At 65.1% G+C, this 13326-nt stretch carries 12 protein-coding genes and 1 other annotated feature; of the genes, 10 read left to right on the top strand and 2 right to left on the bottom strand.

The window, feature by feature from the left end; genetic code table 11:
• Nucleotides 1–58: 58 nt before the first annotated feature.
• Nucleotides 59–1302, bottom strand: a protein-coding gene (locus tag ACOQPI_RS17230) for an IS3 family transposase (RefSeq protein WP_420618439.1) whose coding sequence is annotated in 2 segments (ribosomal slippage) — nt 59–1008 and nt 1008–1302 — 1245 coding nt in all. Because the reading frame shifts where the segments join, the coding sequence is not laid out codon by codon here.
• Nucleotides 902–1015, bottom strand: a sequence feature (AL1L pseudoknot). Its footprint overlaps the gene before it by 114 nt.
• A 95-nt stretch (nt 1303–1397) precedes the next feature.
• Between ACOQPI_RS17230 and ACOQPI_RS17225 the strand changes: the two genes are divergently transcribed.
• From ACOQPI_RS17225 to ACOQPI_RS17210, 4 genes are all read left to right on the top strand, one after another.
• Nucleotides 1398–1682 (top strand): transposase, encoded by a 285-nt coding sequence (locus ACOQPI_RS17225; protein ID WP_420618060.1) that lies wholly within the window; start codon nt 1398–1400, stop codon nt 1680–1682.
• Nucleotides 1679–2575 (top strand): IS3 family transposase, encoded by an 897-nt coding sequence (locus ACOQPI_RS17220; protein WP_420618059.1) that lies wholly within the window; start codon nt 1679–1681, stop codon nt 2573–2575. Before ACOQPI_RS17225 ends, ACOQPI_RS17220 begins: the two co-directional genes overlap by 4 nt.
• Before the next feature lie 1156 nt (nt 2576–3731).
• A complete protein-coding gene (locus ACOQPI_RS17215) occupies nt 3732–5744 on the top strand; it encodes a fibronectin type III domain-containing protein (protein ID WP_420620838.1) in 2013 nt (670 codons plus the stop codon).
• A gap of 2005 nt (nt 5745–7749) precedes the next feature.
• Nucleotides 7750–7998, top strand: a complete 249-nt coding sequence (locus ACOQPI_RS17210; protein ID WP_420620837.1) for a hypothetical protein — start codon at nt 7750–7752, stop codon at nt 7996–7998.
• Nucleotides 7999–8363: 365 nt separating this feature from the next.
• On the opposite strand, the gene ACOQPI_RS17205 is transcribed toward ACOQPI_RS17210, so the two are convergent.
• A complete protein-coding gene (locus ACOQPI_RS17205) occupies nt 8364–8942 on the bottom strand; it encodes a histidine phosphatase family protein (protein ID WP_420620836.1) in 579 nt (192 codons plus the stop codon).
• Here ACOQPI_RS17205 and ACOQPI_RS17200 point away from each other — a divergent pair.
• The 6 genes from ACOQPI_RS17200 (at nt 8941) to ACOQPI_RS17175 (ending at nt 13249) form a co-directional block, all read left to right on the top strand.
• Nucleotides 8941–9249, top strand: a complete 309-nt coding sequence (locus ACOQPI_RS17200; protein WP_420620835.1) for a MoaD/ThiS family protein — start codon at nt 8941–8943, stop codon at nt 9247–9249. The genes ACOQPI_RS17205 and ACOQPI_RS17200 overlap by 2 nt on opposite strands.
• Before the next feature lie 65 nt (nt 9250–9314).
• Nucleotides 9315–10529, top strand: a complete 1215-nt coding sequence (locus ACOQPI_RS17195; protein ID WP_420620834.1) for a glycosyltransferase — start codon at nt 9315–9317, stop codon at nt 10527–10529.
• Nucleotides 10530–10563: 34 nt separating this feature from the next.
• Entirely contained in the window at nt 10564–11019 is a 456-nt protein-coding gene (locus ACOQPI_RS17190) for a YbjN domain-containing protein (RefSeq protein ID WP_420621062.1), read from the top strand.
• 152 nt (nt 11020–11171) lie between these two features.
• On the top strand, nt 11172–11966 hold the full coding sequence (proC, locus tag ACOQPI_RS17185) for a pyrroline-5-carboxylate reductase (RefSeq protein WP_420620833.1): 795 nt from the start codon (nt 11172–11174) through the stop codon (nt 11964–11966).
• Nucleotides 11967–12147: 181 nt separating this feature from the next.
• Nucleotides 12148–12342, top strand: coding sequence for a helix-turn-helix domain-containing protein (locus ACOQPI_RS17180; protein WP_420620832.1), 195 nt, complete (start codon nt 12148–12150; stop codon nt 12340–12342).
• A gap of 43 nt (nt 12343–12385) precedes the next feature.
• Nucleotides 12386–13249, top strand: coding sequence for an SAM hydrolase/SAM-dependent halogenase family protein (locus tag ACOQPI_RS17175; protein ID WP_420620831.1), 864 nt, complete (start codon nt 12386–12388; stop codon nt 13247–13249).
• Nucleotides 13250–13326 lie beyond the last annotated feature (77 nt).

The following is a 13326-nucleotide window of genomic DNA, read 5'->3' as shown; positions in this document are numbered from 1 at the left end:
TGGCTCTCGCCAGGACAGCATTTGTGTGGGCAAGGTTGGTGATGAACCTCCCCGGGTTTTATGCAGGCTGTTTTGTTTGTGTGTCGGCCTGGCGGCCTGGGTTTTGTTGACGATAGTGGTTGGCCTCGTGCTCGGCCGGCGGGATGCGGCCGATGCTGTGGTGCAGGCGGCGGCAGTTGAACCAGTCGACCCATTCCAGGGTGGCGAGCTCGAGGTCGTCGAGGCCGCGCCAGGGGCCTTTGTTGCGGACTAGCTCGGTCTTGTAGAGGCCGATGATCGTTTCGGCCAGGGCGTTGTCGTATGAGTCGCCGCGCGATCCGACGGAGGCGACGATGTCGTTTTCGGCGAGCCGCTCGGTGTAGCGGATGGAAAGGTATTGGGTGCCGCGGTCGGAGTGGTGGACCAGGCCGCCGAGATCGGCGCCGACGCGGTTGCGCTCCCAGATGGCTTGCTCGAGGGCGTGCAGCGCCAAATCTGAGCGCAAAGAGCGCGATGCGTGCCAGCCGACGATGCGCCGGCTGTAGGCGTCGGTGACGAACGACGCGTAGACGAACCCCGACCAGGTCCGCACATAGGTCAAGTCCGCGACCCACAGCCGGTTCGGGGCGGTGGCGCTGAACCGGCGCTCGACGAGGTCCCGGGGCCGCGCCGCGGTGTCGTCGGCGACTGTCGTGCGCCGCGGGCGGCCCCGTACCGCGCCGGCAAGTTCCAGGTCGCGCATGAGCCGCTCGACAGTGCAGCGCGCCACCCGATGGCCCTCGCGGTTGAGCTGCGCCCACACCTTCGGCGCCCCGTAGACCCCGAAGTTCTCGGCGTGGATCCGGGCGATCTCGACCTTGAGCTCATCGTCGCGCCTGGCCCTGGCCGACGGCGCCCGCCGCTTCGCCGACCAATACGTCGACGGGGCGAACTGCAAAGCCCTGCAGATCGGCTCGACCCCGAAACGCTCCCGATGGGCGTCGACGAAGTTCACCATCACCTGCGCGGGCGGTCGAGCTCCGCCGCGAAAAAAGCCGACGCCGATTTCAAGATCTCGTTCGCCCGGCGCAACTCCCAGTTCTCCCGCTCCAGCTCCTTGAGCCGCTCGCGCTCATCGGTCGAAAGACCCGGCCGCCGGCCCTCGTCGACCTCCCAGCGGCGCACCCAGCGGCGCACCGTCTCCGCCGTGGGCCCCAGCTTCTCGGCGACCGACAAAATCGCCTCCCACTGCGAACCGCCCCGACGCTCGGCCTCAAAGACCATACGCACCGCACGCTCGCGGAACTCCACCGGGTACCTCCCCGGCCCCCTTCGCACTGTCATGGCTCCATCCTCCCAAGGAACAGAGCCTGCGCAATACCCGGGGAGGTTCTGAGGTTCCCCCCTTTTCGTGGAGACATGCTCTATAAGGAGGAGCTATGTCCAGACCGCGAAGAGATTATGACCGGGAGTTCCGTGATGGGGCTGTCCGGATCGTCAAGGAGACCGGCCGGCCGGTGGCCCACGTCGCCCGGGAGCTCGGCGTCAACGAGGGCACGCTCGGGAATTGGGTGCGCCGGGACCGAGACGAGCGCTCGGGCGGGCTGAGCGGCGACGAGCGGGCCGAGCTGGCCCGGCTGCGCCGCCGGGTCGCCGAGCTGGAGATGGAGCGTGATGTGCTCAAACGATCCGTGGTCCTTTGGGTCAACGAGGCGACGCGGTGACCGCAGGGTTCATCGCGGCCCAAAGGACCGACCACGGTGTGCCTCACTCTGTGGCTTGCAGAGCGCTGGGCGTGGCGGAATCCACGTTCTACAAGCACCTCGACCGGCCGCTGACCGATCGGCAGCGGCGTCGCCGGGCGCTGGACGCCGAGGTGAAAAAGGCGTTCGACGAATCGGACGGCACCTACGGGTCGCCCAGGGTGCGCGCCCGGCTGCGACGCGATGGCCTGTCGGTGTCGAAGAAGACGGTGGAGGCCTCGATGGCCCGCCAGGGCCTGTGCGCCCGCCCCAAACGCAAAAAGGGCCTCACCAGCCCCGACAGCTCCCATGCGGCCCCCACAGACCTTCTGGGCCGCGACTTCAGCGCGACAGGGGTCAACCAGAAATGGTGCGGCGACTTCAAACAGGTTCCCACCGCCGAGGGCCCGGTGTTCCTCGCGACCGTCGAGGACCTCTACTCCAGGCGCATGGTCGGCTTCGCCACCTCCGACCGGTACCCGACCGCCGAGCTGGCCAAACAGGCCATCAACACCGCGGTCGCCACCAGAGGCGGCAACGTCAAAGGCGTCATCTTCCACTCGGACAAGGGATCGCAATACACCTCAGAAGCCTTCGCCGCCGCCTGCCGGCGGCTCGGCATCTCACGGTCCACCGGAAGAACCGGCAACGCGCTGGACAACGCGCCGGCCGAGTCGTTCTTCTCCACCCTCCAACACGAGCTCATCTCACGCCGAGCCTGGACCACCAGAGCCCGGGCCCGACGAGAAATCACCCTATGGGTCCACACCTGGTACAACCAGCACCGCCTCCACTCCGCAATCGGAATGACCAGCCCCGTAGAATACGAACAGGCCCACAACCCCGACCCTCAAAAACAAACTCTCCACGATTAGGGGGGAAGCTCAGTTCAGTGATCCGACGTGTTTGAATGGCTCTCGCCAGGACAGCATTTGTGTGGGCAAGGTTGGTGATCCGACGTGTTTGAATGGTTCCCGCCAGGACAGCATTTGTGTGGGCAAGGTTGGTGATCCGACGTGTTTGAATGGTTCCCGCCAGGACAGCATTTGTGTGGGCAAGGTTGGTGATCCGACGTGTTTGAATGGTTCCCGCCAGAACAACGCATGCATTGGCCAGAAAACCCCCACCTGCGCCCAAGGCGCGCTGCAAGGCACCCAATGCGTCACTAGAACCACCGACACAACCTCCCCGACGAACACCAACCACCACACCCCCCACGACGAGCCATGCACCCCCGGCCCCGATGAGCACCCGCATTCTCTTTTGGGTACTTCCTACTGCCACGCCGACCACACCTGCGAAGCGGACGAGCTTCTCTACGAGCACGACAAGTGCTGGCCTAAAGCACCGCCGCGATGCGATACCGGCGAGCACCCCCACTCCTACACCATTGAGGCCAACGACATTTCCTATTGCCACCCCGATCACAAAGACAGTGACTGCCCCAAGTTTTTCGAGGTGTATGACCACGACAAATGCCGACCGGTCGGGGCAACACAGGGGGATGTCAGGGATTGCGAGGATGCGTGGTATGGCCGCTCGATGCACCAGCACTACGAAAACGGGGAATGGGGCGACTGCCACGACGCTGACCCGGAGCGGGGCAACTTTTGTCTCAGCGACCTAGAGGGGTTTGAGGATGAGTACGGTTTTGACCAGTGCTTCGATTTGGCACACATCCTCTTCGATAGCGCGCCAAAGCACGCAGCGGGAATAGTGTGCTCTGCTGCCGGCTCAGAACTTGTGGGGATTTTTACGGGTAGATCGGTCCGCAAAAGACTTGCAAAAGAAACCGCCGCGGGCGGTGGAAAAGCTGTTCAATGGTTTGGGAGCCTAACCAGGTTGTACAGAGTCTCAGACGATGCCACCAAAAATTTTGCAAATGCTGTTGGGGAGATCGCCCAGGGAACAGCCACTTTCGGCGTGAGTTCCTATTGCGATTACGTTCTCTTCCCAGAATCCGAACCCGAACCTGTCGTCTGTTTCGCATACGACCATTCCGGTGGTGGTTGCGATGGCAACATCGAAGTCGTGTACATCGAATTTTTGGAGTCTGCTAACTGCACGCCCAGCAGCGGCGAGCACGATCACACCCTTGTCAACGGCCGGGTCATCTGCCACGCCGACCACACCTGCCCCGACGGCCAGCACCTCTGGGGCCACGATTACTGCCACGCCGGGGAACACACATGCCCCGACGGCAAAATACCGACATCGCGCACGCCCCACGGCCACGTCTCGGGCTGCAAACCCGCCCCCGCCCCCGCGGCTCCGGCTGCGGCCTCGGGCTTGTCGCTGAGCGCGGGTGACGGGCAGATCGCGGTCTCGTGGACCGCTTCGGCCACAGCCCCCGCGGCCGGTTTCGGGTATTGGGTGGAGTGGAAGCTCCCGACTCAGACGTGGGACCAGGCCGCCGCCCAGTTCGAGGATTTGCAGCACGGCTCGGATTTGGCGACCTTCTACACGATCACCGGGCTGGCCAACGGTTTGGCTTATGACGTGCGGGTGGCGGCGTTCAACGACCACGGTTTCTCGAAGTCGATCACCGACCAGGCGACCCCGGCCAAGCCCGCTCCGGCTGCGGCGTCGGGGTTGTCCCTGAGCCCCGGCGACGGGGAGATAGCGGTTTCTTGGACGGCCTCGGCCACCGCTCCCGCCGCCGGGTTCGGGTATCGGGTGCAGTGGAAGCTCACAACTCAGGCGTGGGGTGACGCCGCTGTGGGGTCTGTGGATTTGGACCACGGCTCGGACCTTGCCACATCGCACACGCTCACCGGGCTTTCCAACGGCTCGGCCTACGACGTGCGGGTGGCGGCGTTCAACGCTGATGGCGTCTCGGCGTGGATCAGCGGCCAGGCCACCCCCGCGGCTCCGGCCTATAAGGCCCCGGCGAGCTTGGTCGCCACGGTGAGGGGGTATGCGGCTGAGACCCAGCACGGCCAGGACCACGTCGACCGTTGGAACGGCGCTTTGGAGGGGTTGTGCGTTGAGGACTTCCCCGGCGTGTCCGCGATGACCTCGGCTCAGGCCCAGGGCCACGCCGACGCCTACTCGAGCTCGCGTTGGAGCCCGGTGGTTGCCGAGCTGAAAAAGGCCGAGGCCGCCAACTGCACAATCGCCGCCAAGCCCGAGCCGAAGGCGTCGGCTCCCGATCCGGCGTCGGGCCTGTCGGTTACAGCGGGCGATAAGCAGATCGCGGTTTCGTGGTCGGCGTCGGCCACCGCGCCCGCGGCGGGTTTCGGGTATCGGGTGCAGTGGAAGCTTGTGACTCAGGCGTGGGGTGACGCCGCTGTGGGGTCCGAGGATTTGGACCACGGCTCGGATTTGGCGACATCGCACACGATCACCGGGCTTTCCAACGGCTCGGCCTACGACGTGCGGGTGGCGGCGTTCAACGCTGATGGCGTCTCGGCGTGGGTCACCGGCCAGACCACCCCCGCAGCCCCGGCGGCGTCGGCTCCCGATCCGGCGTCGGGCCTGTCGGTTACAGCGGGCGATAAGCAGATCGCGGTCTCGTGGTCGGCGTCGGCCACCGCGCCCGCGGCGGGTTTCGGGTATCGGGTGCAGTGGAAGCTTGTGACTCAGGCGTGGGGTGACGCCGCTGTGGGGTCCGAGGATTTGGACCACGGCTCGGATTTGGCCACATCGCACACGATCACCGGGCTTTCCAACGGCTCGGCCTACGACGTGCGGGTGGCGGCGTTCAACGCTGATGGCGTCTCCGATTGGATCACCGGCCAGACCACCCCAACAGCCCCCAAGCCCGAGGCCAAGCCCTCTTTGGCGTTCGACTCTGTGTCGTGCGAGTCGTCGGGCTCGGGCTGGGTCATCACGGTCACTTGGAGCAAGACCCCCGAAACCCTCAAACCCGACATCTGGGCGAACGAGGCCAAAAACCGCGGCCACCGCGGATTCCAAAAAGCGGTCGCGGGCACCTCGACGACCTTCGACGTGCCGAACGCCGGTTGGTACCAAGTCGGAATGCAGGCCAAGATCGCCGGAAACAAAAAAGTAGGCGACAACGAAGCCGTGCGCTGCCGATAGAACCGCACCCCCGCAAAACCCGAAACCGCCGGGGCGCTGTGGGGCCGCTGGGGCCGCCCTGGGCGCTCTCTCGGCCCGCTGGGGCCGCCCTGGGCGCTCTCTCGGGCGCTGTGGGCCCGCTGGGGCCGCCCTGGGCGCTCTCTCGGGCGCTGTGGCCCGCTGGGGCCGCCCTGGGCGCTCTCTCGGGCGCTGTGGCCCGCCGGGCGGTGAGGCGGCCCGATTGCAGGTGTATGGTGGGGGGCAATGAGCGTTCAAAACCCCCCACCACACCCCCACGACGACACCCCCTCGAAGCCACCACGGGGGGCCGCTCGGGCATACCTGGAGAGGGAGCGGCAACGCACAGAGGCCGCCACCATCGCCGCCGCCCGCTCCCGAGCCGCCGCCCGCTCCCGAGCCGCCGCCCGCTCCCGAGCCGCCGCCGACAAGAGAGCCAAGAAAACCGCGGAAAAACAGCTCTTGACACCCTTTTGGCTATTCGCAGCGGTGATTCTCGCTCAAAACCTTGTTCTGGCAAGGTTCATTGGCAGGTGGCCAGCGCTGCTTGTTGGCCTGTTTGTCTTTCTTGTCGTTTTTCCATATGTGCGGCGGGCCTACAGGGTCTACCGGCGGCGACACGACAACCATGAGGGGATCGAATGATGGCCGTTTCTGTTTATGTGCGCTTGGCGGTTGGTGTGGAAACGAGTCAAGTCTCGCCGGGGCTGCCCCAAGGCTCAGCGGCCAAGCCTGCCTCCTTCCAACACACGCTAGCGCCGCGAGGGTTCGTAGCCCCCTAGCCGGTTTGGTGGCCGTTCCTCACTAGACGTGTCAGGGGCGCTGTAGGCCCGCTGTGGCCGCCCTGGGCGCTCTCTCGGGCGCTGTGGCCCGCCGGGCGGTGAGGCGGCCCGATTGCAGGTGTATGGTGGGGGGCAATGAGCGTTCAAAACCCCCCACCACACCCCCACGACGATACCGCTTCGGATGCCCCGCGAATCAGCCGGCGCACCACCGTTGTCTTAGGCTCGCTCGGGGGGCTTGCTTTTACATTGCCAATCAGCCGGCGCACCACCAACATTGTCGTGGTCTTGTTCCTTGGCGTACTGCCGGCTACCGGGGTCTCTCTCTTCATCTATCTGTTCGCCCCGTGGTTCGCGGGCCTGCTGAACATCCACCCCGCCATCGTGATAGTGCCGTTCGGGGCCGCTGGCGTCTTGGTGCTTGTGTGTTCACCGATCATTAGACGTGTCAGGGCGCGCTCAGCACCGGCTGGCTGAGCTGCCCCGGTTGTTTTTGGTCTAGCCGCTGGTGCGGCGCTGTGGGCGCTCTCTCGGGCTCTGTGGTGGTCCTGGGCGCTGTGGGCGTCGTGGCGGCCCCAGGTTCGTGCCCGATGCTTAACAGCGCCGATCCAGAGCGTTTGCAAGCGGGATCGCCACTGCCGCTATGCCTATTGCTACCAGCGGAAGCGCAGGAAAAAGCGGCAGATCGAGCAGATCGCGCGAAAAGAGCACTCCCCCACAAGCAAGGGTAGGTATTGCCGCTTTTCCCCACCAGACACGTTGGCGTCGTGGCCGCTGGGGGTTGCTGGCCTTGGCGGTCTCTGAAGCATGAGTAGAAGTCATGCCACCAAGGTAGCCGCTCCTGGGGAGCGCTCAACATTGGTGTGGCGGCGGCCACTTGACTTCTACTCATGCGGCCGCCGCCACACTAGCTTCCGATCCTACGCCATGCGCTTGGCGGTCAGCATGGCGGATGTGGCCGAGTGCGAGACGTACGCGGCTAAATTCTAGGGTTATGAAGTTGAACATCTGGCGGAACCACAGGAAATTGCCCTGGTATGACTATCTGTTCATTGTTGTCTCTGTAGTGATATTCGACTTTCTCCGCGGCTGGTTGTCCGGTGCTGGCCTATCCCCCCTAATCGTGATCTTCGGAACTCTTGTCGTCTGTTTGGCGGCGGGCTACTTGGCTTCGCGTGTTGGGAGATTGTTGAGCCATCGCTTCCCCGCTCTCAAAAGCGAGCACGTTGGTTACTTCGACCGCTGATGGGCCGCTGAACCCGGCCCAGGAGGTAGCCGCCGCTGTCGCAAAATGCGAAGAGCTAGCGGCTGTTGCCGACGAGCTGCGGGAGGCTCTAGCCGACTTGGTGGCGGCTGTGGGCTACCACCCCGCCGCCGCGCACACCGGGCTGGCCGTCGGCACCCTCCAGCTCTGGGTAACCAGAGTGCCACCCTCGAAAACGCTCGACGCCGCCCGCCAGCGCTGCAACTCCTAGCCCGCCTAACCGCGATATAGCATCGCTGGGCTATAGTGGGCGGTGGAGCTGGGGGGACTCGAACCCCCACGGAGTCAGCTTTGGAGGCCGTCCGTGCGCCATGCCAGCCCCACCAATGGAGATCCTACCGATCTCTTTGGAACAGCGTCGGATCGTATGATTCGGCGCTGTTCTACTTATAAAGCACTGAAACATACTGAAAGCCGCTATTTCCAAGGGTCTCGGAGGAAAGCCTCGAACTGGGTGGCGAGGTCGTCGCCGGTGGGGAGTCTGGGCATCCACTACCAGAGCTTGCCGTCGCCGACATGCTGGGGGTTCGCGCATTACAGCAAGCGGCTACCCTTACGGTCTGGTTTCCGCCCAAACTACGGAGACTGACAAGCCCCCTCTAGGGGGTGGACTCGCTCGCCGGGAACCATCCGGCCATCGGTTATCGTCACCCACCGGCCGCTCATGTTGGCGACCCGGTCGGGCGGGCAGCCCAAGTGGTGTTCCAGGGTGTGGATCACCCCGCCGTGGGTGACCACCAGCGCAGACTGGTGGCCGACGAGGCTGGCCAATCGGTGGAGGCCGGCCAACACTCGGGCCAATAGGGCGTCGTCTTGCTCCCAGCCCGGTGGGCGGCGGCCGTCTTCTAGGAATCCGGGGTACCGCTCCTCGATCTGCGCCCGGGTCAATCCGGAGAACTCCCTCACATCCCGCTCGATCAGCTCGGGAACCGGGATCGGCGGGTCGCAGCCCAGCGCTTCGGCAATGATCTCTGCGCTCACCCGGGATCGTTGGAGGGTGGACGTGGCCACCACGTCAACCGGCTCGAGCCGGGCCGCGGCTTCGGCCGCCTGCCGGCGTCCCAACTCCGATAACGGGGGGTCGGCCTGACCTTGCCAGCGCCGAGCCGCGTTCCATTCCGACTGCCCGTGTCGGATCAGAAGGAGACGAGCCATGGCTGTCACGGTAATGGGCGGGGCCTTTCAGACTGCGGCAGTGGCAGAGTATTCCCGTACAATTCTGCCCATGGCCACGCTGCGCCTGTTCGCACACGTCAGGGAGGCGGCGGGCACCGGTCGAGACGAAGTCCCCGGCGCCACTGTCGACCAAGTACTGGCCACTGCGGTGGATCGCTATGGCGCGGCCTTTGCCGAACAGCTTCAGATTTGCCGGGTGTGGCTGAACGGCGAGCCGGTTACCGGATCTGAGCCGGTCGCCGACGGCGACGAGGTGGCTGTGCTGCCCCCAGTGTCCGGGGGGTAGCCTCAATTGGCCATGCCAGTTCTTTGTTCGCGGGGCAACCTCGTCATGATTCGGGGATTGGGGTCATGACCCAGAACGTGGCGATCTTGTCTCTGCACACGTCGCCGCTAACCCAGCCCGGCGTGGGCGACAGCGGCGGCATGAACGTGTATGTGCGGGAGATGGCCGCGGCCTTGGCCCACTCGGGCAGCGAGTGCCGGGTGTATGTGCGGCGAGCCCAGGAAGGGCTGCCCGATGAGGTGGACATCGAACCGGGCGTGACTGTGGTCCACATCAAAGCTGGGCCCGTCGAATTGAACAAGGAAGACCTCTCCGGGGTGGTGGAAGAGTTCGCTGATGGTGTGCTGGCTGATTTCCGGCGACACCGGCGCCCCGATGTGATTCACGCCAATTACTGGCTTTCGGGGGTGGCCGGTCACCGGGTCAAGCACGCGGTGGAAGTACCGCTGGCCGTGACCTTCCACACGCTGGCCCGGGTAAAGGCGGCCACTGGCGATCCCGAGTCGGAGCTCCGGGCCCAGGCCGAGACCGAGGTGATCGGCTGTGCCGATGCGGTGATCGCCTCCTGTGAGCCAGAAGCCCAGCAACTTCGAGAGTTCTACGACGCCCCGCCCGAACGGATTGAGCTAGCCGCGCCGGGAGTGGAGCACGCGCTGTTCTCCCCCGGGGATCGCGATGGCGCCCGCACCGCCCTCGGATTGGGCCAAGGTCCGGTGTTGCTCTTTGTCGGCCGGATCCAGCCGCTGAAACGGCCTCTGGTTGCGGTGGAAACACTGGCGTGTCTGGGTCGCGAGGATGCCCGCCTGCTTGTGGTTGGAGGGCCCAGCGGCACCGAGGGTAAGACCGAGTATCGGCGCCTCCAAGACTGCATACACGCCTTGGGCCTTGAGGACCAGGTGACGCTGGTTCCCCCCCGTCCCCACCACTGGCTGTCCACTTACTACCGGGCCGCCGATGTTGTTCTGGTTCCCAGCCGCAGCGAGTCGTTCGGACTGGTGGCCCTGGAGGCGGCGGCCAGCGGCACCCCGGTGGTGGCCGCTCCCGTGGGCGGGCTGCGCTCGATAGTGGACCACGGCCGAACCGGATTCCTGGTAGACGATGCCACCGCCGAGGCATTTGCTGCTCAGACGGCCGCCCTCATCGACAACCCGCTGCTGGCCGCCGAGACGGCCATGAATGCAGCCGAGCGGGCCCGTTCGTATTCGTGGGCGGCCATGGCCCGCTCTTTGCGAGCCACATATCGAAGGGTCCAGTCCCGAGTGCCTGTCTATTGCACATGACGCCGCCGATGGCCTGTAACCCTGTCTATTGCACATGATTCTGCGGCCCGAGGAGCTGGCCGCTTTGGAGTCGGACATCGATGCCTGGCTGGACGACCAACTTCACACCAATCCCACCGTGTTGACCGTGGACCGGGGCGAGCCCGGCCAGCGACGTTGGTACGTGCGAATGGTGGGGGAGGAGAAGACGGTGTCCACCGTGTGGTTCACTCTCGGCCAGCGCCAGTTGCACTGCGAATGCCACTTCATGCCCGCACCCGAGGAGAACGAGGGCCGGCTGTATGAGTATCTGTTGCGCCGCAACCGCGAGCTGGCCGGTTTGCGCTTCGCCATCGGGATCGAAGATGCCGTGTTCCTGGTGACCGAGCTGCCAGCCCATACGGTGACCGAAGCGGAGATCGACCGGCTCTTGGGGTCGTTCTACGCCTATTCCGAGCGGTGGTTTCGGACCTGTATGCGGATCGGCTACCAGACTCGGTTCAAAGATTAGCACTTTTTAATAATTTTTAGTTGTTTTCAATGTAAATTGGATGTAAGTTCCTTGGGTAGTGCTCTTGGTCGGTGGGAGTGATCGGGGAAGTCATCCCACCGGCCAGAGTTTTTTGCCGGATGAGACCGGCTCTGGGGTGCTATAGCAGTGAGGTGGCAATTCGACTGCAACTCATCGGCGGAGGCCGCATGGGCGAGGCCTTGCTCGGCGGCTTGCTGGCCGGCGGATGGGCTCAGCCGGACGAGCTGGCCGTAGTAGAGAAGATCTCCGATCGGCGAGAAGAATTGGCCGAACGCTTCAGCGGCGTGACGGTGGCCGACCATCCGCTCCAACAGGCTGATGCCGTTCTCGCCGTCAAGCCCGACGATGCCGCCTCGGCCGGAAGCAACCTCAAGTCGGCGGGGGTCGGCCGGGTCCTGAGCATTGCAGCCGGTGTGACCACTGGGGCCCTCGAGGCAGTTCTCGGCCCCGGCGCCCGGGTTATCCGGGCCATGCCCAACACCCCCGCGCTGGTAGGCGAGGGCGCAGCGGCCATTGCCGCGGGCCGTCATGCCACCGAGGGGGATCTGGAATGGGCCACCGGTGTGCTGGAAGCGGTGGGCACGGTGGTGGTGTGCGATGAGTCGATGCTCGACGCGGTCACCGGGCTCTCCGGTTCGGGACCTGCCTACCTGTTCTGGATGGCGGAGAACTTGATGGCCGCCGGACAAGAGGTGGGCCTTTCCCCGGACATGGCCGATGCCCTCACCCGCCAGACCCTCTTGGGGGCGGCTCGGCTGCTGGCTGAGTCAGGCGAGCTGCCCGCCGACCTGCGGGCCGCGGTGACCTCTCCGGGGGGCACCACCGCCGCGGGTATCGCCGAGCTGGAAGCCCGAGGGGCGGCGTCGGCATTCATCGCTGCGGTGGTGGCCGCCACCCAGCGCAGCCGCGAGCTGGGTGGTACCTGAGGAATCAAACGGCAGGTTAATCAGGCATAGGTGTGGTAACCGGCCATAGCGGGGGGTGCCACTTGAGGAGGCAAACGGCAGGTTAATCAGGCATTTCTTGTTGTTGTCCATGCGGGGTGGCACACCACTAGCAGTGCCGCGTAAGGTGAGCGGCGCACAGCGGAGTCAGGGGTGTGATGGCATGGCTAAGCCAGATGGGCGGGAAAAACTCATGACCGTGGCAGAGGTTGCTGCCCTCATGAGAGTGTCAACGATGACGGTCTACCGGCTGATAAAGGCCCGAGACCTTCCCGCGGTGAGGATCGGCAAGTCGTATCGATTGCGAGAGGGCGACGTAGACCGATACTTGGCCAGTCGCTACACCCAGGCAGGCTGACACTGCCACTCCCCCTTGGCCCCCACAAGGTATTGGCCAAGCAATGACGCTGCGGTACGACACCATCTCGTTCCTGTCCGATTACGGGCTGAGCGATGAGTTTGTGGGAGTGGTCAAGTCGGTCATCCGCTCCATCGCCCCCGAGGTGGCGGTGGTGGACATCACCCACGACATCGCCCCCCACGATGTGCGGGGCGGAGGTTTGGCTCTGGCCCGCAGCGCCCAGTACTTGGTGCCCGGCGTTGTGCTGGCGGTGGTCGATCCCGGTGTGGGCGGCAGCCGCCGAGCGGTAGCGGTGGAGGTGGGCGACGGCGCTTCGGTGCTGGTCGGTCCCGACAACGGCCTGCTGGCCCCGGCGGTGGCCATGGTGGGCGGCGCCTCCCGAGCGGTGGAGCTCACTGCCGAGCACTATCACCTTGCTTCGGCCGGGCCGACGTTCGCGGGCCGCGACGTGTTCGCCCCTGCCGCGGCCCACCTGTGCTTGGGCACCGGCCTCGAAGACCTGGGGACGCCGGTCCCGGTGGACTCCCTGACCCCCGGCATGGTGCCGGTGAGCCGGGCCGACGGCAAGACGATCCATGCCGAGGTGTTGTGGATCGACCGGTTTGGCAACTTGCAGCTCAACCTGGATCCCGCCGAGATGGCGCCAATGGGCGATGGGCTCCGGCTCACCGCTAGCGACATCGGCCGCACCGCCCGGCGAGTCAATAGCTTCAGCGATCTCGGCAGTGGCGAATTGGGGGTGCTGGTAGACTCGTACGGCTTGGTGGCTGTCGCCGTCAACCGGGGATCAGCGGCTCTGGAGTTGAGCTGTGTGGAGGGAGACTCCATCACCGTTGAGCCCGGTGGACCCGCTCCGGCCACTCCGGTGGAACTGCAACCCAAACGATCAGATGAACTGACATGAGACCCGGAACAACCATCGCCATCGCCATCTTGTTGCTGGCCATCCTTGTCGCCGCGGCTATCCAGTTGTTCGTGCTT

The sequence above is a fragment of the Candidatus Poriferisocius sp. genome, from assembly GCF_965219815.1.
In the GTDB taxonomy this organism is placed as follows: Bacteria; Actinomycetota; Acidimicrobiia; order Acidimicrobiales; family Bin134; genus Poriferisocius.
This window is presented reverse-complemented; position numbering and strand designations above follow the sequence as displayed.